Source organism: Burkholderia arboris (assembly GCF_902499125.1).
Classification (GTDB): domain Bacteria; phylum Pseudomonadota; class Gammaproteobacteria; order Burkholderiales; family Burkholderiaceae; genus Burkholderia; species Burkholderia arboris.
This window is the reverse complement of the sequence record NZ_CABVPX010000005.1, coordinates 77614-99390: the sequence shown is the minus strand read 5'-3', so window position 1 is coordinate 99390 and position 21777 is coordinate 77614. Positions and strand designations below refer to the sequence as shown.

Annotated in this window: 16 protein-coding genes; 5 read left to right on the top strand and 11 right to left on the bottom strand. The window is 67.1% G+C overall.

All coding sequences use genetic code 11. From position 1 onward, the window contains the following. The first annotated feature begins 95 nt into the window (after window positions 1-95). Both BLA15945_RS08115 and BLA15945_RS08110 read left to right on the top strand, forming a co-directional pair. Window positions 96-3404, top strand: a complete 3309-nt coding sequence (locus tag BLA15945_RS08115) for an efflux RND transporter permease subunit (RefSeq protein WP_059235255.1) — start codon at window positions 96-98, stop codon at window positions 3402-3404. A gap of 105 nt (window positions 3405-3509) precedes the next feature. Then, window positions 3510-3893: a VOC family protein gene (locus tag BLA15945_RS08110; protein WP_059235257.1), complete on the top strand. Its 384-nt coding sequence runs from the start codon at window positions 3510-3512 to the stop codon at window positions 3891-3893. A 75-nt stretch (window positions 3894-3968) separates the two neighbouring features. Here BLA15945_RS08110 and BLA15945_RS08105 read toward each other — a convergent pair whose 3' ends face one another. Further along, on the bottom strand, window positions 3969-5429 hold the full coding sequence (locus BLA15945_RS08105) for an NYN domain-containing protein (RefSeq protein WP_059235259.1): 1461 nt from the start codon (window positions 5427-5429) through the stop codon (window positions 3969-3971). A gap of 329 nt (window positions 5430-5758) precedes the next feature. Here BLA15945_RS08105 and BLA15945_RS08100 point away from each other — a divergent pair, with 329 nt between their 5' ends. Then, window positions 5759-6388 (top strand): NAD(P)H-binding protein, encoded by a 630-nt coding sequence (locus BLA15945_RS08100; RefSeq protein WP_174992014.1) that lies wholly within the window; start codon window positions 5759-5761, stop codon window positions 6386-6388. Between the two features lie 21 nt (window positions 6389-6409). On the opposite strand, the gene BLA15945_RS08095 is transcribed toward BLA15945_RS08100, so the two are convergent. Further along, entirely contained in the window at window positions 6410-6958 is a 549-nt protein-coding gene (locus BLA15945_RS08095; protein WP_059235263.1) for a peroxiredoxin, read from the bottom strand. Window positions 6959-7237: 279 nt separating this feature from the next. On the opposite strand from BLA15945_RS08095, the gene cdpA reads away from it, so the two are divergent. Continuing rightward, the gene (cdpA, locus tag BLA15945_RS08090; protein WP_196486604.1) at window positions 7238-8980 is read left to right on the top strand and encodes a cyclic di-GMP phosphodiesterase CdpA; all 1743 of its coding nucleotides are present in this window, start codon (window positions 7238-7240) and stop codon (window positions 8978-8980) included. Between the two features lie 25 nt (window positions 8981-9005). After that, window positions 9006-10496 carry an HDOD domain-containing protein gene (locus BLA15945_RS08085; protein WP_174992013.1) on the top strand — a complete coding sequence of 497 codons (1491 nt, stop codon included), beginning with the start codon at window positions 9006-9008 and terminating at the stop codon, window positions 10494-10496. A 92-nt stretch (window positions 10497-10588) separates the two neighbouring features. Here BLA15945_RS08085 and BLA15945_RS08080 read toward each other — a convergent pair whose 3' ends face one another. The 9 genes from BLA15945_RS08080 to BLA15945_RS08040 all read right to left on the bottom strand — a co-directional run bounded on the left by BLA15945_RS08080 (window position 10589) and on the right by BLA15945_RS08040 (window position 21777). After that, window positions 10589-11383, bottom strand: a complete 795-nt coding sequence (locus BLA15945_RS08080) for an ABC transporter substrate-binding protein (RefSeq protein ID WP_059235270.1) — start codon at window positions 11381-11383, stop codon at window positions 10589-10591. A gap of 280 nt (window positions 11384-11663) precedes the next feature. After that, window positions 11664-12707: a succinylglutamate desuccinylase gene (gene astE / locus BLA15945_RS08075; RefSeq protein WP_174992106.1), complete on the bottom strand. Its 1044-nt coding sequence runs from the start codon at window positions 12705-12707 to the stop codon at window positions 11664-11666. 7 nt (window positions 12708-12714) lie between these two features. Beyond that, window positions 12715-14055 (bottom strand): N-succinylarginine dihydrolase, encoded by a 1341-nt coding sequence (gene astB, locus BLA15945_RS08070; protein ID WP_174992012.1) that lies wholly within the window; start codon window positions 14053-14055, stop codon window positions 12715-12717. A gap of 14 nt (window positions 14056-14069) precedes the next feature. Then, window positions 14070-15533: a succinylglutamate-semialdehyde dehydrogenase gene (astD, locus tag BLA15945_RS08065; RefSeq protein ID WP_059235277.1), complete on the bottom strand. Its 1464-nt coding sequence runs from the start codon at window positions 15531-15533 to the stop codon at window positions 14070-14072. A 7-nt stretch (window positions 15534-15540) separates the two neighbouring features. Continuing rightward, window positions 15541-16572 (bottom strand): arginine N-succinyltransferase, encoded by a 1032-nt coding sequence (astA, locus tag BLA15945_RS08060; protein ID WP_059235279.1) that lies wholly within the window; start codon window positions 16570-16572, stop codon window positions 15541-15543. After that, a complete protein-coding gene (gene aruF / locus BLA15945_RS08055) occupies window positions 16569-17621 on the bottom strand; it encodes an arginine/ornithine succinyltransferase subunit alpha (protein ID WP_059235281.1) in 1053 nt (350 codons plus the stop codon). Before aruF ends, astA begins: the two co-directional genes overlap by 4 nt. 30 nt (window positions 17622-17651) lie before the next feature. Next, on the bottom strand, window positions 17652-18884 hold the full coding sequence (locus tag BLA15945_RS08050) for an aspartate aminotransferase family protein (protein ID WP_043182068.1): 1233 nt from the start codon (window positions 18882-18884) through the stop codon (window positions 17652-17654). A gap of 1035 nt (window positions 18885-19919) precedes the next feature. Next, the gene (locus tag BLA15945_RS08045; RefSeq protein ID WP_059235285.1) at window positions 19920-20960 is read right to left on the bottom strand and encodes a GlxA family transcriptional regulator; all 1041 of its coding nucleotides are present in this window, start codon (window positions 20958-20960) and stop codon (window positions 19920-19922) included. Between the two features lie 22 nt (window positions 20961-20982). After that, a complete protein-coding gene (locus tag BLA15945_RS08040; RefSeq protein WP_059235287.1) occupies window positions 20983-21777 on the bottom strand; it encodes an ABC transporter ATP-binding protein in 795 nt (264 codons plus the stop codon).

The following is a 21777-nucleotide window of genomic DNA, read 5'->3' as shown; positions in this document are numbered from 1 at the left end:
CCCCCACGCTCACTTCGTTCGCGTGGGGGGGCGCAGCCCCCCCATCTCCCGAAAACGCATCCGTCGGAACACGCGGCGGCCCAGCGAGTGCCGACATGAACCTGTCGCGCCCCTTCATCACCCGCCCCGTCGCGACGACGCTGCTCGCGCTCGGCGTCGCGCTCGCGGGCCTGTTCGCGTTCATCAAGCTGCCGGTGTCGCCGCTGCCGCAGGTCGACTTCCCGACGATCTCGGTACAGGCGTCGCTGCCGGGCGCGAGCCCGGAAACGGTCGCGACCAGCGTGACGAGCCCGCTCGAGCGGCACCTCGGCTCGATCGCCGACGTGTCCGAAATGACGTCGACGAGCACGGTCGGCAATGCGCGGATCATCCTGCAGTTCGGCCTGAACCGCGACATCGACGGCGCGGCGCGCGACGTGCAGGCCGCAATCAACGCGGCACGCGCCGACCTGCCCGCCGCGCTGAAGAGCAACCCGACCTACCGCAAGGTCAACCCGGCCGATTCGCCGATCATGATCGTGTCGCTGACGTCGGAAACGTCGTCGCCCGCGAAGCTGTACGACTCCGCGTCGACGGTGCTGCAACAGTCGCTGTCGCAGATCGACGGGATCGGCCAGGTCACGGTGAGCGGCTCCGCGAACCCGGCCGTGCGCGTCGAGCTCGAACCGCAGGCGCTGTTCCACTACGGGATCGGCCTCGAGGACGTGCGCGCGGCGCTGGCTTCCGCGAACGCCAACGCGCCGAAGGGCGCGATCGAATTCGGCCCGCAGCACTACCAGCTCTATACGAACGACCAGGCCTCCCAGGCGTCGCAATACCGCGACCTCGTCGTCGCCTACCGCAATGGCTCGGCCGTGCGGCTGTCCGACCTGTCGGACGTCGTCGATTCGGTCGAGGATCTGCGCAACCTCGGTTTGTCGAACGGCAAGCGCGCGGTGCTCGTGATCCTCTACCGCTCGCCCGGCGCGAACATCATCGACACGATCGACCGCGTGCGCGCGGCGCTGCCGCAGCTCACCGCGTCGCTGCCGGCCGACATCACGGTCACGCCGGTGCTCGACCGCTCGACCACCATCCGCGCGTCGCTGAAGGACACCGAGCACACGCTGCTGATCGCGGTCAGCCTCGTCGTGATGGTCGTGTTCCTGTTCCTGCGCAACTGGCGCGCGACGCTGATCCCGAGTGTCGCGGTACCGATCTCGATCATCGGCACGTTCGGCGCGATGTACCTGCTCGGTTTCTCGATCGACAACCTGTCGTTGATGGCGCTGATCGTCGCGACCGGCTTCGTCGTCGACGACGCGATCGTCGTGCTCGAGAACATCTCGCGGCACATCGAGAACGGCAAGTCGCGCATGCAGGCCGCGTTCGACGGCGCGCGCGAGGTCGGCTTCACGGTGCTGTCGATGAGCATCTCGCTCGTCGCGGTGTTCCTGCCGATCCTGCTGATGGGCGGCATCGTCGGGCGCCTGTTCCGCGAATTCGCGCTGACGCTGTCGCTCGCGATCGCCGTGTCGCTCGCGGTGTCGCTCACGGTCACGCCGATGATGTGCGCGCGCCTGCTGCCCGAGTCGCACGACCCGCAAAGCGAAGGCCGCTTCGGGCGCTTCCTCGAGCGCGGCTTCTCGCGCATGCAGCGCGGCTACGAGCGCTCGCTGTCGTGGGCGCTGCGCCGGCCGCTGCTGATCCTGCTGACGCTGTTCGCGACCATCGGGCTGAACGTCTACCTGTACATCGTCGTGCCGAAGGGCTTCTTCCCGCAGCAGGACACCGGGCTGATGATCGGCGGCATCCAGGCCGACCAGTCGACGTCGTTCCAGGCGATGAAGCTGAAGTTCTCCGAGATGATGCGGATCGTGCAGAGCAACCCGAACGTGAAGAGCGTCGCGGGCTTCACCGGCGGCACGCAGACCAACTCGGGCTTCATGTTCGTCACGCTGAAGGACCGCACCGAGCGCAAGCTGTCGGCCGACCAGGTGATCCAGCAGCTGCGCCCGCCGCTGGCGGACGTCGCGGGTGCGCGCACGTTCCTGCAGGCCGCGCAGGACATCCGCGTCGGCGGCCGGCAGAGCAACGCGCAGTACCAGTTCACGCTGCTCGGCGATTCGAGCGCCGACCTGTACAAGTGGGGGCCGATCCTGACCGAGGCGCTGCAGAAGCGCTCGGAGCTGACCGACGTGAACTCCGACCAGCAGCAAGGCGGCCTCGAGGCGATGGTGACGATCGACCGCGCGACGGCCGCGCGCTTCGGCATCAAGCCCGCGCAGATCGACAACACGCTGTACGACGCGTTCGGCCAGCGCCAGGTCTCGACGATCTACAACCCGCTGAACCAGTACCACGTCGTGATGGAAGTCGCGCCGAAATACTGGCAGAGCCCCGAGATGCTGAACCAGGTGTGGATCAGCACGTCGGGCGGCAGCGCGAACGGCTCGCAGACCACCAACGCGGCGGCCGGCACCTATGTCGCGACGTCGGCCGGCACGTCGAGCGCCGGCACGGCCACGCAAAGCGCCGCGGCGATCGCGTCCGATTCCGCGCGCAACCAGGCGCTCAACTCGATCGCGGCGAGCGGCAAGTCGAGCGCGTCGTCGGGCGCGTCGGTATCGACGTCGAAGTCGACGATGATTCCGCTGTCGGCGATCGCGACGTTCGGGCCGAGCACGACACCGCTGTCAGTCAACCATCAGGGGCTGTTCGTCGCGACGACGATCTCGTTCAACCTGCCGCCGGGCGTGTCACTGTCGCAGGCGACGCAGGTGATCTACCAGACGATGGCGCAGGTCGGCGTCCCGCCGACGATCGTCGGCAGCTTCCAGGGCACCGCGCAGGCGTTCCAGCAGTCGATGAACGACCAGCCGATCCTGATCCTCGCCGCGCTGCTGGCCGTCTACATCGTGCTCGGGATCCTGTACGAGAGCTACATCCACCCGATCACGATCCTGTCGACGCTGCCGTCGGCCGGCGTCGGCGCGCTGCTCGCGCTGCTGCTGTTCAAGACCGAGTTCAGCATCATCGCGCTGATCGGCGTGATCCTGCTGATCGGCATCGTGAAGAAGAACGCGATCATGATGGTCGACTTCGCGATCGACCAGACGCGCAACAACCAGAAATCGTCGTTCGACGCGATCCACGAGGCGTGCCTGCTGCGCTTCCGCCCGATCATGATGACGACGATGGCGGCGCTTCTCGGCGCGCTGCCGCTCGCGTTCGGCAGCGGCGACGGCGCCGAGCTGCGCGCGCCGCTCGGGATCGCGATCGCCGGCGGCCTGATCGTGTCGCAGGTGCTGACGCTCTATACGACGCCGGTCGTCTACTTGTACATGGACCGGTTCCGCGTGTGGGGCGAGAAGCGGCGCAACCGCCGCGGCAATACCGGCGGGCCGGCAGTCGCCGGCGAGTGATGAAAGCGGCCGCCCGGTGGGCGGCCATTTTTTGCGCTTGAACGCCAGCGACGATCGGCTATCGTGAGTCCATGCCCACCGCGGGGCCCTTCACGGGGACACACCATGAACGTCCAGCTGAACCATACGATCGTCTGGTGCCGCGACAAGCGTGCGTCGAGCCGCTTCCTCACCGAACTCCTGGAATTGCCGCCGCCGACGCCGTTCGGCGCGATGCTGGTCGTCGCGCTCGACAACGGCGTGTCGCTCGATTTTTACGAACAGGCGGGGGAAATCCGGTCGCAGCATTACGCGTTCCTGCTCGACGAAGCCGGCTTCGATCGCGTGCTGGCGCGCATCCGCGAGCGCGGGCTGGCGCACTGGGCCGATCCGGCGAAGCGGCAACCCGATGACATCTACCGCCACAACGGCGGACGCGGCGTGTACTTCGACGATCCGGACGGCCACTTCCTCGAAGTGATGACGCGGCCGTATGCGCTGAACGGCTAGCGCGGCAGGCCGGCGTTGCGCCGGCCTGTATCGCGGTGCGGGTGCCGCTCCGCCCGGGAAGGCACCCGGCCGGCGTTACTCGGCAGCGTCGGCCGCCGTCTTGCGCGGACGGCGCGCGCGCGGTGCCGCCTTGCGGGCCGGCTTCTTCTTGGCAGCAGCCGGCGCTTCGGCAGCCGCTTCGGCCGGCGCCGCATCGTGCGACGGCTGGGCGGCGGCAACCTCACCGCCGACATCGCCGGCTGCCGGCTCGGCGTGCGCCACCGCGACGTGCCGCTCGCCGCCCTGCTCCGCGTCGCGGTGCGCGTCGTCGGCATGCTTGCCGTGCGCGTGCGTCGCCGCATCGCGGGCAGCGTCGCCGCTCTTCCCGGCCGCGTGACGGCCCGCGCCCTTCGCGGCCACGCCCTTCTTCGCGCCGGTCTTCTTCGCCGCGCTCTTGCGCGCACGCTTGCGGCCATCCTTCGCCTCGCCATGCGCGTCGGCCGCTTCGGCTATTTCAGCCGGCGGCGTCACCGCCTCGACGGCCTCGGCAACCGTTTCCTCGTCCGCCTCGACCTGCACGCTTTCGTGCACGACCGCTTCCGCCCGCTGCCCGCGACGTTGCGCATTGCGCCCGGCCCGCGCCGGCTCGGCCGCACGCGTACCGTGACCGTGGTGCGCGCCGCCGTGCGTGCCGCCTTCACCGCCCGTCGCGACATGCTCCACGACCGCCGGCTGGCGGGCCCGCGACACGAATGCGCCCGACTTGTCGTCGCGCCCCACTTCGAGCAGGCCGCGCGCCTGCGCTTCGTCGAGCAGGTTGCCGAACGCGCGGAACCCGTAGTACGACTCGTTGAAATCCGGCTTGCGGCGCTTGATCGCGCTCTTGAGCACCGACGCCCAGATCTTGCCGACGTCGTCGCGCTCTGATGCGAGCGCATCGAACGTCTCGACCGCCAGCGCGATCGCCTCGGCCTTGCGTGCGTCCAGGTCGTGCTTCCGCGACGACGGCTCGTCGGACCGCTTCGCGCCGCCGTTGCCCGCACGCTGCTGCTGTTCGCGCTTCGCGAGCGCGCGCTGCTGCTCGCGCACCAGGTCGTCGTAGAAGATGAATTCGTCGCAGTTCGCGACCAGCAGGTCCGACGTCGATTTCTTCACGCCGACGCCGATCACCTTCTTCGCGTTCTCGCGCAGCTTCGACACCAGCGGCGAAAAGTCGGAATCGCCGCTGATGATCACGAACGTATCGACGTGCGACTTCGTGTAGCAGAGGTCGAGCGCGTCGACGACGAGCCGGATGTCGGCCGAATTCTTGCCCGACTGGCGCACGTGGGGAATCTCGATCAGCTCGAAGCTCGCCTCGTGCATCGACGCCTTGAAGCCCTTGTAGCGATCCCAGTCGCAATAGGCCTTCTTCACGACGATGCTGCCCTTCAGCAGCAGGCGCTCCAGCACGGGCTTGATGTCGAATTTCTCGTACTTCGCGTCGCGCACGCCGAGCGCAACGTTCTCGAAGTCGCAGAACACGGCCATGCTAACGTTGTCCAGGGGTAATGCCATGTGTACTCCAACCGGTGGGCCGGCGCGTTATCACGCGTCACGGCGAAAAATCCATCGCGCACATGATAGCCGGTCGGCGCGTCATTCCCGCATCCGTTGCATGAATGAACGCCCGAACGCCAGCCGCGACACCGCAGATCGCGTGCCCGCGCCGCCCTGCTTGCGCCCGATGCCGATGTACCCGACGCCGGTACGCCCGATGCCGGTACGCCCGATGCCGGTACGCCCCTTAATACGCACCCGCGGCCGGGCCAATTCGACATTACACTTGAGTTATCCGTCGTCCGTCCCTATCTGGATGGATGACGCATCGAGCAAGGAGCGGTTTCATGACAACGAAGGTACTGCTGATTGGCGCGACCGGCCGAACGGGCCAGGCCTGCGCGGATCTGCTGCTCAAGCAGCCGGAGTTCGAGGTCACGGCGCTCGTGCGCCGCCACGGCTATGCGCTGGCGGGCGCACGGGTCGCCGAGGCCGATCTGACGAACGATTTCTCGCACGCATTCCAGGGCATCACGCACGTGATCTACGCGGCCGGCTCGGCCGAATCGGAGGGCGCGGCCGAAGAGGAACAGGTCGACCGCGACGCGGTGGCCCGCGCGGCCGAATACACGCTGGCCTACAACGCGCAGAAGCTCGTGGTGATCAGTTCGCTGTCGGCTTACCGGCCCGAGCAGGCGCCGGATGCCATTCGCCATTATTCGCAGATGAAACGCGAAGGCGACGATCGCGTGATCGCGTCGGGTGTCGACTACGTGATCCTGCGCCCGGGCCCGCTCACGGACGATCCGGGCGTCGGCAAGATCGCGCTGACCGACGCATGGCTCGATCCCGCACCGCCCGTGTCGCGCCAGGACGTTGCCTGGGCCGCGATCGAGGCGATCAAGCTCGGCATCTCGCGCAAGATCGTCGGCTTCGTCGGCGGCAGCGTGCCGATCGAACAGGCCTTGCGCGCATAACGCCCCGCCGCGCGCCGCCGCTTACTGCTTCGGATGCGCGTCGGCCCACGCCTTCACGGCGGCGAGCGTGTTCTCCACATGCTTGTCGGGCGACAGGCTCGTGTACTCGTACAAAACCTTCCCTTCCGGCGAAATCACGTACGACACGCGGTTCGCGCGGTCGAGCGCCGGCAGCTTCGCGTCGTATTCGCGGATGATCTTCGCGTCCGGGTCGGCCGCGACCGGGAACTTGCTCCGGCACTCGCTCACCGAGAACTTCGTCAGCGTGTCGATATTGTCGGCCGACACGCCGATCACCGTCGCGCCGTAAGCCTTGTAACGGTCGACCGCATCCGCGAACGCATGCGCCTCGATCGTGCAGCCCTTCGTGAACGCGGCCGGGTAGAAGTACAGCACGACCGGCCCCTGCTTCAGCGCGTCCGCGAGCGAGTACGTGTAAGTCTTGCCGCCCAGCGACGCCTGCGTCGTGAAATCGGGCGCCGCGGCGCCCGGCTTCAGTTCCGCCTGCGCCAGCAGCGCATGGCCGGCCACCAGCGCCGCAACGGCGCCCAGCAACAGTTTTCGCTTCATCTGCGTCCTCATTTCTTATAAAGTCAGCCTCGATGTAGGCCACGTAGGCGTTCGCCTGTCGAACACCTGCGCATACGATCCGGACCGCCGGCAGCGCCAGCCGCGGCCGGTCCGTTAAAGATTCCGCACAGTCTGCCGTTATTCCTTGCGGACAACCGGTTCCAGCCCTTCACGTCAGCGAGAAACATGGAAGCCAACAGGAAACAGACGTCACGCAAGGGCTCCTGGCGCAGCGCCTTGCATACGCTGCGCCGCTTCGCCTGGTCGGGCGGCGCGCTGATGCCCGCGCGCGCCGGCGCGCCGCGCCGCGACGATTCCGTGCGCAACTGGCTGGAACAGACGGTCGGCACGGTGGACTTCCTCGCCCATGTCGACCGCGAGCTGCGCTTTCTGTACGTCTCCGACGCGAGCCTGCGCTTCATCGGCTATCACCGCGACTATCTGCACACGCTGACGCTGCGCGACCTCATCGCCGAACAGGATACCCCGGCGCTCGAAGGGCTGCTTGCCCGCGCCGCGCGTTCCGGCCAGGTCGAGAAGGCGACGATGTGCATCGTCAAGTCGCTCACCTACCCGCTGGACGTCGAGATCCGCGCGTTCAAGAGCCGCCATCACGGCGTCGACGGCTTCGCGATCGCGGCGTTCGACGTGTCGTCGTGGCGCGCGCTCGAAGCAAAGCTGACGTATGAAATGCACCACGATCCGATGACGGGGCTCGACAACCTGTCCGCGCTCGTGCCGGCGCTGATGCGCGCGCAGCAGACCGCCGACGAGGACGGCACCTGCGCGGCGCTGCTGCTGCTCGACCTCGACGACTACCAGCGGATCAACCGCGCGCTCGGCTACGACGCGGGCGACACGCTGCTGCGCGAGACCGCGCAGCGGCTGAAGGCGCTCGTCACGCCGAACGAGCAGCTCGCGCGCGTCGCGAGCGACAAGTTCGCGGTCGTGCTGAGCGCCTCCGGCCGCACGCAGGCGAGCAATACCGCCGACGCGCTCGCGCGCCGGCTGCAGGCCGCGGTGCGCGAGCCCTACGTGTACCAGGGGCAGACCGTGCACTTGTCGGCGAGCATCGGCATCGCGCTCTACCCCGACGAACGTGCCGCGCCGCATCGGGCGCAGCATCACAGTCCGCTGCTGCGCCGCGCCGACCATGCGCTCGCGCAAGCGAAGGCATCGGGCGGCAACGCGCTCGCCTTCCATGCGCCCGTCGACGATCCGGCCGACGCCGAGCGGCTCAAGCTCGAAGCCGACCTGTACGACGGCGTGCGCAACGGCGAGTTTTCGCTCCATTTCCAGCCGATCACGCGCAGCCAGTCGGGCGCGGTGGTCGGCGTCGAGGCGCTGATCCGCTGGCGCCATCCGGTGCACGGCCTCGTGCCGCCCGCGACCTTCATTCCGCTCGCCGAATCGATCGGCCTGATCAACTACCTCGGCAACTGGGTGCTCAAGGCCGCGTGCATGCAACTCGTTGCCTGGGACGGCCAGGGGCTCGCGCTGCAATACGTGGCCGTCAACGTGTCGCCGCAGCAGTTCCGCGACCCGCGCTTCACGCAGAGCGTGCGCGAGGCGATCGCGCTGACGGGCATCGACCCGCGCCGCATCGTGCTCGAAATCACCGAAAGCCTGCTGATGCACGATCCCGCGCACGCGAAAGTGCTGCTCGAGGAGCTGACCGATCTCGGCATCCGCTTCGCGATCGACGATTTCGGCACCGGGTACTCGAGCCTCGCCTATCTGCAGCGCTTCCCGCTCGCGAAGCTGAAGATCGACCGCAGCTTCGTCGAGAACCTGCTGACGTCGCGCAACGACCGCGCGATCGTGTCGGCAGTGGTCGGCCTCGCGCAAACACTGGATCTCGAGCTCGTCGCCGAAGGCGTCGAGACCGAGGCGCAGCGCGAGCTGCTGACGGAGATGGGCTGCAATCACATCCAGGGCTGGCTCGTCTGCCAGGCGCTGCCGTCCGAGGAGCTCGCGCGGCGCTTCGAGGCGCAGCAGCTGCACCTGCACGCCGCCGCCTGACGCGCGGCGAACCGGACAGATCCGTATGTCAATCACCGAACACCTGCCCCGCACTGCGTTGCTCGACAAGCTGTGGGCCCGGATGAACGAACGGGGCGATTTCCCGTTGCTGTCGGAATCGCTGCGCGCCACGATGGCCGCGATGAAGAACGACGACCTCGACTTCACCGCGCTCGTGCGCGTCGTGCTGTCGGATTTCGCGCTCACGCAGAAAGTGCTGCGGCTCGCGAATTCCGCGATGTACATGGCGTTCGGCGGCAACATCACGACCGTGACCCGCGCCCTGATGGTGCTCGGCATGGACGCCGTCGGCCATCTCGTCGTCGGGCTGAAGCTCGTCGACCATTTCCACCACAGCACGCCGCGGCGCATCGACGCGAAGCTGGAATTGAACCGTGCGCTGCTGTCCGGCTGCGTCGCACGCAAGCTCACCGAGCGCGCCGACCTGCGCGCGGGCGAGGAAGCCGTCGTCTGTACGCTGATGCGCCAGGTCGGCAAGCTGCTGGTGGTCTGCTATCTCGACAGCGAATGGGACAAGATCCGCCGCCGCGCAGCGGAGATGCATGGCGACGAATCGGCCGCCTGCGTCGCCGTGCTCGGCGTCGGCTTCGACGAGATCGGGCTCGACGCGGCCACGCGCTGGCGGCTGCCCGACACGATCCGGGACGGCATCGCCGACGATCACCACCATCTGAACCGCGTCGACGCATTCGGCCGCGAACTCCCCGCCGACGAGGAGCGGATCGAGCGCGTGAACTGGCTGCGTGCGGTGAGCCGCTGCTCGACCGACGTCGCGAGCGCGCTCGCGATGCCCGACAGTCCGCAGCGCGATGCGCACATCGACGCGCTTGCGCAGCACTATGCGCTGGCGCTCGACACGGAACCCGACGCACTCGTCGAGATCGCCGAGCAGCTCGCGCACGAGGAAGCGAGCGACACGGTGATGCGCGAGATCGTCGAACTGCGCGCGAACGCCGATGCGATCGCGCGAGCCCAGGCCGAACCCGAGGCCTGCCTCGAAGCCGGCCTCGCCGACCTGCGTGCGCTGCCGTCCGAGCATGTGCTGACGCCGGTGCTCGCGCTCGCGTCGGAAAGCCTGCTCGCCAGCCTCGCATTCACGCGCACCGTGATGTTCGTCCGGCACGACGACGGCACCTTCGCCGCGCGCCTGGGCTTCGGTCCCGGCGTCGACGCGGCGCTCTACCGGCTGCGCTTCGACGAGCGCTTCGAACCGGACGTGTTCCATCTCGCGATCACCAATTCGGTCGGCATCTTCATCGAGCAGGCGCAGGAACCGAAGATGCTCAAGCGCCTGCCCGCGTGGTACCTCGACGTGTTCGACGACACGCGCGCGTTCGTGCTGCTGCCGGTGCGCGTCGATACGACCACGGTCGCGCTGCTGTACGGCGACTGGGCCGGCGCGCAGCCGGCCCGCAAGATCTCGCAACAGGAAATGAGCATCCTCAACGAGCTCGCGCGTGAGCTGGGGCGGTTCTTCCCCGCCCAGCACGGCTGACGCCCGGGCCGCCCCCGGCGTTTGCGCTCCGCAAAAACAAACCGGCCGCATCAGCGGCCGGTTTGCTTGCATCGTGCGTTCGAACGAAACGCTTACTTGAGCGTCACGGGCACGCTGAAGTACTTCTTCGCGAGGTTGTCGATCGTGCCGTCGGCCTTCAGGTCCTTCAGCGCCTGATCGAGCGCGGTCTTCAGCGCCGCGTCGTTCTTGCGCAGGCCGAAGCCGACACCCGAGCCGAGGATCTCGGTGTCGCTGACCGTGCCGCCCGCGAACGCGAAGCCCTGGCCTTGCGGCTTCGTCAGGAAGCCCTTCGAGCCGGCTTCCGAATCCTGGAACGTCGCGTCGAGACGGCCCGACTTCAGGTCGGCATAGGCCAGATCCTGCGTCTGGTACGGCACGACTTCAACGCCGACCGGCGCCCACTTCTTCTTCGCGTACGCTTCCTGGATCGTGCCCTGCAGCACGCCGACGCGCTTGCCCTTCAGCGACTGCGGGGTCGGCAGCAGGCCGCTGCCCTGCTTCGCGATCAGCTGGTTCGGAATCGTATAGATCGGGTCGGTGAACGCGATCGCGTGCTTGCGCTGATCGGTGATCGTCATGTCCGAGTTGATCGCGTCGAACTTGCGTGCCTGCAGCGCAGGGATCAGGCCGTCGAAGTCGTTCTCGACCCACACGCACTTCGTCTTCAGCTTCGCGCACACCGCGTTGCCGATGTCGATGTCGAAGCCGGTCAGCTTGCCGTCGGGCGTCTTGTATTCGAACGGTGCGTACGAGGCCTCGACGCCGAACCGGATCTCCTTGAGATCCGCGGCAACCGCGCTGCCTGCCGCCACCGCCGATGCCGCCACCACCGCATGCGCGGCCACTTTACGCCAATCCAACTTCATCAGGTGTTCTCCTCGATACTCGAATGTTCCGGAACTACGGGCGCATGCATCATTGCAGGGTCAGATGACCACGGCAATGCGGCTGCCGCGCCGTGATGCGGCGCAACAGCCGCAAGGCCGCGATTGTACCAATCCGCGCGGCCCGGTATGGCAAAGCGGCCGTCGGCGCACGATGCTGCGGTGCGCACGCAACGCCGTCCGGGCCGGCCGCCAAACTTGCAAGACGATGTCGCAAATACGCAAGGCGGGGTCGCACGCCGAGTGCGGCCGTGCCGATCGGTCAGACGAGTGCCGCAATCGTCTCGCGCGTCGTGTCGATCACGAGCAGACCGGCGCGCAGGCCAGGCTTCACCGTCGGATTCGGGAACACGATCCGCTCCTCGTCGTGCGTCACCGTGTAGCGGTAGTCGCCGTCCTGCGCGAGCACCGTGCCGCGCGCGAACGCGGTGAAGTTCGCGACGTCGGCCGCGACGAACAGCTCGAGCGCGTCGCTCTGCTTCGTGATCTGGTCGATCACCGTGAAGACGCGCGGCAGCGACGGATGGCCGCCTCGCGCATCAACATCCGTCGACGCCCCCGACACCAGCTTGCGCACCGCCCGGTCGGCCGGTGCGAAACGCGTCAGGTCGTTCTGGCCGAACGGCCGCACCTTGCCGAGTTCGAGCGTGCACGCGAGCGCGCCGCAGTGCTCGGCCGTGAAATGCGAATACGTGTTGCCCTTCGCGGTATGCAGCAGCACGGCCGCGATGCGCGCATCGCCGAGCCATTCGACCATCGTGCGCGTCGGCGGTGTGCCCGTGTGCGGCAGCAGTGCGAACTGCTCGAACACCGATGCGCGGATCGCCGTATGCATGTCGATATGCCAGCGTGCGCTGCCTGCCGGCGCGGCCGCGAAGAACGCGGCGGCCGCCGCTTCGAGCTGCACGGCGCGCGGCGCTTCGCGGCTCGCGGGCACCTGCGCGTGACGGCCGCTGAACAGGCGGTTCAGGTCGTCGTCGAGATAGCGTTCGCCCGCGCGCATCGCCGGCACGTTGCCGAGCACGACGAGCAGCCGGCACGCGAGCGGCAGCGCGCCCGACGCGAGATCGCGCACGAGCATCGACAGCAGCTCGATCGGCGCCGTCTCGTCGCCATGCACGCCGGCCGACACGAGCACGCTCGGGCGAGCCGCCGCGTCGGCTGCCGCCGGTTCGAGCACGAGCAGCCCGTCGCCGGGCCACCGCCAGCGCACCGCACCGCCCGCGCAGCTACCGTGCTGCTCGGCCGGCACGCTGCCGTCCAGCGTGAACGCGAGAAAATCGTCGAGCAGCGCGGTGGGCGGCATCCGTGCCTCAGCGCTGGAAGTCATACAGCGAACCGACGTGCAGGATCTGCGTGAGCTCGTCGAGCGCCGTGCGCGATTCCTCGAGCAGCGCCGGATCGGCGAGGTCCGACGGTGCAAGGCGATCGCGGTAGTGCTTGTCGATCCACGTGTCGAGCGACGCGAACAGCGTGTCGTTGATCCACACGTTCGACGTGACGGCCGCGCGCTCCGCGTCGTTCAGCACGACGCGCAGGCGCAGGCACGCGGGCCCGCCGCCATTCTTCATGCTTTCGCGCAGGTCGAACACGAGCACGTCGTGAATCGGGCCGTTGCCAGCTGCGAGCTGGTCGAGATAGGCGGCAACGTTCGCGTTCTCGCGGCATTCCTGCGGCACGACGAGCACTTGCGAACCGTCCGCGCGCGACAGCAGCTGGCTGTTGAACAGGTACGACGTCACCGCGTCGTTCACGCTCACGGCAGCTTCCGGCACCTCGATCACGTTCAGGCGCGCACCGCGTGCGTCGAGCGCAGCGGTCAGCGTGTCGTAGATTGCCTGCTTGTTGACGAACGCGCGCTCGTGCGTGAACAGCGTGTCGCGGTTGCCGACCGAGATCACGTCGTTGTGGAACACGCCCGCGTCGATCACGTCCGGATCCTGCTGCGCATAGACCGTCGCTTCTTCGGCCAGACCGTGGCGATGCGCGACCGCGCGGCTCGCCTCGAAGGTCTGGCGTGCCGGGAAGCGCTTCGGCTCGGGCCCGCGGCGGTATTCCGCGCGGCCGTACACGAAGAACTCGATGCCCGGCTTGCCGTATTCGGCGCAAAAGCGCGTGTGGTTCGCCGCGCCTTCGTCGCCGAGTGCCGGCGTGCCCGTCAGCGCTTCATGCACCGCGAAATGCGCGGGATCGGCGAACAGCGTCGACAGCGTGCGACGCGTCGCGTCGTGCTCGATCGCGCGATGCAGCTTGCTGCACAGGTTCGCCGGCGTGAAGTGCACGCGGCCGTCGCTCGTGTCGGCCGACGGGCTGACGGTGGCCGCGTTCGCGGTCCACATCGCCGACGCCGAACTCGCCGCGGCGAGCAGCTCGGGCGCCTGCTTCGCGGCCTTCGCAATCACGTCCGCGTCCTTGCCCGAGAAACCGAGCTCGCGCAACAGGCGCAGCGACGGCCGCTCCTGCGGCGGCAGCACGCCCTGCGCGAACCCGAGATCCGCGAGCTGCTTCATCTTGCGCAGCCCCTGTTTCGCGGCGGCCTTCGGGTTCGCGGCCGACTTCTCGTTGTTGAGCGACGCCACGTTGCCGAACGACAGGCCGGCGTAGTTGTGGGTCGGGCCGACGAGCCCGTCGAAATTGGCTTCTTGTGCGTTCATCGTCGTTCCCTCGATCAGAAATGCAGGCCCGGCGACAGGCTCGCGGGCAAAGTCAGTTGCGTGCTTTCCACCGACGCCATCGGGTACGCGCAATAGTCGGCCGCGTAGTACGCGCTCGGGCGATGGTTGCCCGAGCGGCCCGCGCCGCCGAACGGCGCGGCGGACGATGCACCGTTGGTCGGCCGGTTCCAGTTGACGATCCCGGCGCGGATCGTGCGGCGGAAGTGTTCCCATGCCTTCTCGTCGTCGGCCAGCAGGCCGGCGGACAGGCCGAACGCCGTGTCGTTCGCGCGCTCGATCGCGTCGTCGAACGTCGCATAGCGGACGATCTGCGCGAGCGGGCCGAAATGTTCTTCGTCGGGCAGGTTCGCGACGTTCGTCACGTCGACGATTGCGGCGTTCACGAAGCCGAGGCGCGGATCGCGCTGCGTCATCGCGATGACCGGCTTCGCGCCCTGCTCGATCAGGCGCGACTGCGCGTCGACCAGCTTCGCGGCCGCACGGGCCGAGATCACCGCGCCCATGAACGGCTGCGGATCGGCATCGAACACGTCGGCCGTGATCTTCGACGTGACGTCGGCGAAGCGTGCGAGGAAGCGGTCGCCGAAGGCGCCCTGCGGCACGAAGATGCGGCGCGCGCACGTGCAGCGCTGGCCGGCCGACAGGAACGCCGACTGGATCGTGTGATGCACGGCCGCGTCGATATCCTCGACTTCGCCGATCACGAGCGGGTTGTTGCCGCCCATCTCGAGCGCGAGCACGATCTCCGGGCGACCGCCGAACTGCCTGTGCAGCAGCGTGCCCGTGTCCGAGCTGCCCGTGAAGAACAGCCCGTCGATCTGCCGATGGTTCGCGAGCGCGATGCCCGTGTCCTTCTCGCCCTGCACGAGGTTCAGCACGCCGTCCGGCAGCCCGGCTTCCTTCCACACTTCGACCGTCGCGCGCGCGACGCCCGGTGCGAGTTCCGACGGCTTGAACACGACCGCATTGCCGGCGATCAGCGCAGGCACGATATGGCCGTTCGGCAAGTGGCCGGGGAAGTTGTACGGGCCGAACACCGCGACGACGCCGTGCGGACGGTGGCGCAGCACCGCGACGCCGTCGGCCATGTCCTGGCGCTTCTCGCCGGTGCGTTCCTGGTACGCCTGGATCGAGATGCCGACCTTCGCGGCCATCGACGCGACTTCGGTTCGTGCTTCCCACAGCGGCTTGCCCGTCTCGCGGCCGATCGCGGTCGCGATCGCTTCCTTGCGTTCGTTGAGCAATGCGGCGAAACGCTTGACGATCGCGCAGCGCGATTCGAAGTCGAGCGCCGACCAGCCGGCGAATGCGCGGCGTGCGCTCGCGACCGCACGGTCGACGTCGGCCGCCGACGCGCTTTCGCCCTGCCATGCGATCTCGTCGGTGCCCGGGTTGCGCGAAGCGAAGACGGGGCCCGAGCCTGCGACCCAGGCGCCGTCGATGAAGAGTTCCGTCATGATTCGTTTATCCCTGTTTGACTTTGAGCGGCAGTACGCGGACCGGATCGCCGGCCTTCACGTCGAGCGCGACGGCATCGTCGGCCGACAGCACGAACGCGCCGTTCGCGACCACGCCCGGCGCGACGCCGACGCGGAAATCGCCGAGCGACGTGTTCGACACGAGCGACTTCGGCCCATCTTCACGTGCGTCCGGCACGCCGATCGCGACCGGCACGACGACGCTCTCGCGCACCGTGCGCAGATCGTTGACATGGCATTCGAGCACGGGGCCCGCGTCGAAGATGTCGACGTGATTCTGGTAGCGCAGCCCTTCCGCTTCGAGCATCTTGCGGGCCGGCAGCGTGTCGCGGTGCGTGAGGCCGACCGCGTCCTGCGCGTCCTGCGGCAGCAGGTCGACATACACCGGGTAGCGCGGCATCAGTTCCGCGAGGAACGACTTGCGGCCGTGCGAGCTGAGGTAATCGGCCGCGTTGAAATCGATCTGGTAGAAGTGCGAACCGACTGCGCGCCAGAACGGCGACGTGCCGTCCTCGTCGAAGTGGCCGCGCAGTTCCGCGCAGATGCGTTCCGGAAAGCGCTCGCGGAACTGAGCGATGAACATGAAGCGCGAGCGCGACAGCAAGCCGCCGACGCCGCCCGTGCGATAGCGCGGGCTCAGGAACAGCGAACACACTTCCGCGTAGCCCGTGAGGTCGTGCGAGATGTTCAGCGCGGACATCCGCGTCCACACGCCGAGTTCCTGGCTCGCGTGCACGACCGTGCTCACGCGATAGTTGTAGAACGGCTGTTCGAGGCCGACCTGCGTTTCGATCCCGCACACGCCCGCGATGTCGCCCGTCTTCGATTCTTCCATCACGAAGAAGTAGCCGGCTTCGCCCGGCGCCGCCTGCCCGTCGAGCGTACGGCGCGAGCGCTCGATGCGCGCGGCGAGCGCGTCGCGGTCGGGCTTGAACGTGGTCAGGCCCGGCCCGGTTTCCTTCGCGAGCGACACGAGCGCGTCGACATCGCCCGTTTGTACGACCCGAACGACGATCATGCTGCGTCTCCCGTCAAATCTTCATCGTCGCGGCGGTGCAGCGGCACGCAGCGCACGACATCGCCATCCTTCACATCGAGCGCCGCGCGCACGTCGCCGGCCAGCGGCGCGTCGGCCGTGTCGCCCGGCAGGTCGGCCAGCACGCAGCGGAACGATTCGCCGCTGCCAGTCGACACCATGTAGGCGACGTCGCCCTGCTGGTGCGCGGCCTCGCGCACGATACGCTCCGACGCCTGCTTCACGCATGCGGTGCGGTCGACCTGCGCGGTCAGCACCGGGCCCGCGTCGAAGATGTCGACGAAGCGGTCGGGCTCGAAGCCTTCCTCGAGATGGATGTCGTATGCGAGCAAGGCCGTTTCGTTCGGCTCGCCGAGCACGCGCTGCGCGGCTTCCGGCAGGAGCGGCACGTAGAGCGGATAGGCCGGCATCACTTCCGCGATGAACGTGCGGCTGCGGCCGCCCGATGCGATGTCGACGTCGGTGAAGTTGCGGCCGAAGAACTTGCGCCCCACCGCTTCCCAGAACGGCGATGCGCCGTTGCCGTCGCTCACGCCGAGCAGCAGCGTGAACACTTCGGGCGTGAAGCGGCGTCGGTTCGCGGCGATGTACATCATCCGGGCGCGCGAGATCAGGTGCGCGGCCGCGTCGCCGCGCAGCGACGGATCGACGTAGAAGCCCGCGAGCCGGCTCTTGCCAGTCAGCTCGTGCGACATCGTGAGCGCGTGGATCTTGCGGTTCACGTGCAGTTCGCGCGACGCGTGGATCAGCGCGTCGTTACGGAACGCGTAGAACGGTTCCGAGTAGCCGGCCGCGGCCACGATGCTCGCCGTGCCGAGCAGCTTGCCCGTCGACGAATCCTCGAGCACGAAGAGGTAGAACTCCTCGCCGGCGAAGTCGACGTCCGCGCGAAACGAATCTTCGGAGAGCGCCACGCGCGCTTCGAGCGCCGCGCGGTCGTGCGGCAGCGAGTGCAGGACCGGCTGCGCGGTGCGCGCCATGTGCGCGAGCGCATCGAGATCCGTGAGTTTGCCGGGGCGAACAAATAGCATCGTCGTTCCTGTCTGCGATGGGGGCGCCGATCAGCGCGCGGTGGCTTCCTGTGCGGCGAGCACTTGTTCGACTGCCTTCTCGAAGCGCTTCATGCCTTCGTCGAGCAGGTCGAACGGGATCACCAGCGACGGGACGAAGCGCAGCACGTTCGGGCCGGCGATCAGCATGATCAGGCCGTTCTCGGCGGCGGCGGTGACGAAGTCCTTCGCACGGCCGTCGAATGCGGCGGTGAGTTCGGCGCCGACCAGCAGGCCCTTGCCGCGCACGTCCTTGAAGATGCCGAAGCGTGCGTTGATGCGCTCGAGCGCGCCCTTCAGGCGCACGCTGCGTTCACGCACGCCTTCGAGCAGTGCCGGATCGCCGATCAGTTCGACGACCTTGTCCGCGATGGCCGATGCGAGCGGGTTGCCGCCGTAAGTCGTGCCGTGCACGCCGACCTTGAAGTGGGCGGCGAGTTCGTTGGTCGTCAGCATTGCGCCGATCGGGAAGCCGTTGCCGAGTGCCTTCGCGGTCGTCAGGATGTCCGGCGTGACGCCCGTGTCCATGTACGCGTAGAACTGGCCCGTGCGGCCGACGCCCGTTTGCACTTCGTCGAAAATCAGCAGTGCGCCGTGTGCGTCGCACGCTTCGCGCAGCGCCTTCAGGAAGGCCGGATCGGCCGGGATCACGCCGCCTTCGCCTTGCACGGGTTCGACGATCACGGCACAGGTTTGCGGGCCGATCGCGGCTTTCGCCGCTTCGATGTCGTTGTACGGCAGGTGCTTGATGCCGGCCGGCACGGGGCCGAAGCCTTCCGAGTATTTCGGCTGGCCGCCGACGCTGACCGTGAAGAACGTGCGGCCGTGGAACGACTGCACGAACGAGATGATTTCTGCCTTGTCGGCGCCGTGGCGGTCGAACGCGACGCGGCGTGCGAGTTTCAGGGCGGCTTCGTTCGCTTCCGCGCCGGAGTTCGCGAAGAATGCGCGGTCGGCGAAGGTCAGCGATTCGAGGCGCTTCGCGAGGCGCAGCACCGGCTCGTTCGTGTAGCCGTTGCCGATGTGCCAGAGCTTGCGGCTTTGTTCGTCCAGGACTTTCAGCAGTTCCGGGTGGCCGTGGCCGAGCGACGTTACTGCGATGCCGCACGCGAAATCGATGTACTCGCGGCCGGCCGTGTCCCACACGCGGGAGCCCTCTGCGCGATCCGGCACGAACGGGGCGGGTGAAAATACCGGCACCATCACTTCGTCGAATGTCTGGCGGTTCACGGTCGAGGTCGTCATGGTCGTTCCTTTCGGTTTCGTAAGAGGGTTCAACAGGATCAAGTTTAGGTAAGGGTGACGCAAGCGTCTTGCGGATTTGCGACGGGTTCTATCGGAAGGTTTTGGTTTTGCCCTCTCGGGCGGGTGGGTTCGTTGCTGGGTGTCGGTATTTTGAGGCTTTTGGGGCGGCTCGCCGGCGGTTTCGTGAATGGAGGCTTTTGGGGCGGCTCGCCGGCGGTTTCGTGAAGCACCTGTGATCGTGTCGGTCTATTTGCGTCGCCCCTGCGCGGGGCGGCGGTTACTTTTCTTTGTCTTGCCAAAGAAAAGTAACCAAAAGAAAGGCGCTCGGAGAACGCATGACTTCCCGGTGCCGCAGTCCACGGAGTGGACCCCGCCTAAGTGTCCGCGCCAGCCAGGAACCCGGAGTGGTTCGAGCAATGGTTCCGACACCCACCAGTACCCAACAGACCGGTATACCTCCCGCTCGCTCCATCCTCGCTTCGCTCGGCCGACAGGTACACCCCCTCAAAAATCGTCGTCGATCAACGAACGCCCACACATGGACGGACCACCGTTTTCAATAGGTACGAGGTCTGCTGCCCTGCCAATAAATATCGGGCAGCCAACACACCATCGAGCAATTATCGATCCGCAAACGACGTGGTCACACGAATGATGTGAATGGAGGAAATGCCCGGCAGGCGACACGTCCAAACAGGAGAGCACCAAGCTCAACCGCCCGACCTGAAGTATCTTGCAGCCGAGCGAAGCGAGGATGGAGCGAGCGGGCGGTATACCGGTCTGTTGGGGGGTGAGTGGTGTCGGAACCATTGCTCGAACCACTCCGGCATCCTGACTGGCGCGGACACTTAGGCGGGGTCCACTCCGTGGACTGCGGCACCGGGAAGTCATGCGTTCTCCGAGCGCCTTTCTTTTGGTTACTTTTCTTTGGCAAGACAAAGAAAAGTAACCGCCGCCCCGCGCAGGGGCGACGCAAATAGACCGACACGATCACAGGTGCTTCGCGAAAACACCAGCGCCCCGCAGAAACCTTGATCAATCCTTCCCGCGCTCGACCAACGCGCCCCCGCGAGGCTCACTCCCCCCGCCAGTCTGCTTCTCGAGCCACGCTCGCCGATCCTCCCGAGGCGTGACCCCAAACCTTTCGCGGTACGCATTAGAAAAGTGCGCAGCAGAAGAAAACCCACAGGCGAGGCTAACCTGCACGACCGACTTGCTGGTCCGCTGCAACTGGGTACGAGCCTTGAGCAATCGAAGATTGAGGTAATACTTGGAGGGCATCGCCCCGAGATACTGTCGAAAGAGCCGCTCCAGCTGCCGGCGTGACACGCCAACCAACTCGGCGATTTCATCGGTAGTCAGCGGATCCTCGACATTGGCTTCCATCAACTGCAACGCATCGTTCAACCGAGGATGCCGCTCGCCCGGCGCAGTCACAAAAGGAATCCGCTGCCGTTCCTCACCACTCCGCAAAGTCCCGACCCCGAGTGCATCGGCAATCCGCTCCGCGAGGTCCGCCCCATGTTCCCGGCCAATCATGGCCAACATGAAATCGACGGTAGCCTGCCCACCGGCACAGGTCGCCCGATCGCGATCGATCTCGAAGATCTGCTGCGTGACGATCGACCGCTCGAACTGCTCGGCGAACTGCTGATACGTCTCCCAGTTCACGCTCACGCGATACCCGGAAAGCTGCCCGGCCATCGCAAGCCACCACACGCCGTGGTGAATCCCGGTCACGACCGGCGTCCGCTGCCCGACCCGCGCGAGACTCGCGAGAAACAACCGGTAATCGGCAAACTGCTGGAACCGCTCCGTCACGACGATCAGCCAGTCGCACGCGATCGCATCGTTGAACGCCGCATCGGCATGCCACTGCGCACCGCCCGCGAGCGGCACGGGCCGCCCGTCCCACGAACACACCTGCCAGCGGTACAACAACCGCCCGTCGATCTCGTTCGCCAGATTCAACGCATCGACGATCGGACCCACGCCCGACATCGACACGGGCGGCAATGCAACGATCGCCACCTGCGTCGTGCGGGTGGCGCCTGCGGGACGAGACACCGGTACCACGGCTGAAACCTGCCCTGTCGCGTTACTTGAGACTGCCCGACAGGAACTGCTTGAGCCGCTCGCTCTGCGGGCGCACCAGCACCTCCTTCGGATCACCCTCTTCCTCGGTCCGCCCCTGATGCAGGAACATCACGTGGTTCGATACGTTGCGCGCGAAACCCATCTCGTGCGTGACGACGATCATCGTGCGGCCTTCCTCGGCCAGCTTCTGCATCACCTTCAGCACTTCGCCCACCAGCTCCGGGTCGAGCGCCGACGTCGGCTCGTCGAACAGCATCACGTCCGGATGCATCGCGAGCGCACGCGCAATCGCCACGCGCTGCTGCTGGCCGCCGGACAGGTGCGACGGATACTGCTTCTCGACGCGAGGCGGCAAGCCGACCTTCTCCAGGTACTCGCGCGCACGGTCCTCGGCTTCCTTCTTCGAAATGCCGAGCACGTGCACGGGCGCTTCCATCACGTTCTCGAGCACGTTCATGTGCGCCCACAGATTGAAGTGCTGGAACACCATCGCGAGCTTCGTGCGGATCCGCTGCAACTGCTTGTGATCGGCGACTTCGAGCGCGCCGGCGCGGTCGGCCTTCGTGCGCACGGCCTCGCCGTCGACGACGATCTGCCCCGCATTCGGTCGCTCGAGGAAATTGATGCAGCGCAGGAACGTGCTCTTGCCCGAGCCGCTCGCACCGATGATGCTGATGACGTCGCCGGCCTTCGCGTTCAGCGACACGCCCTTGAGCACCTCGTTGTCACCGTAGCGCTTGTGGATGTCGAGCGCCGCAAGCTTGGTGGCAGCGCTCGTTTGAGTGATCTCGGCCAA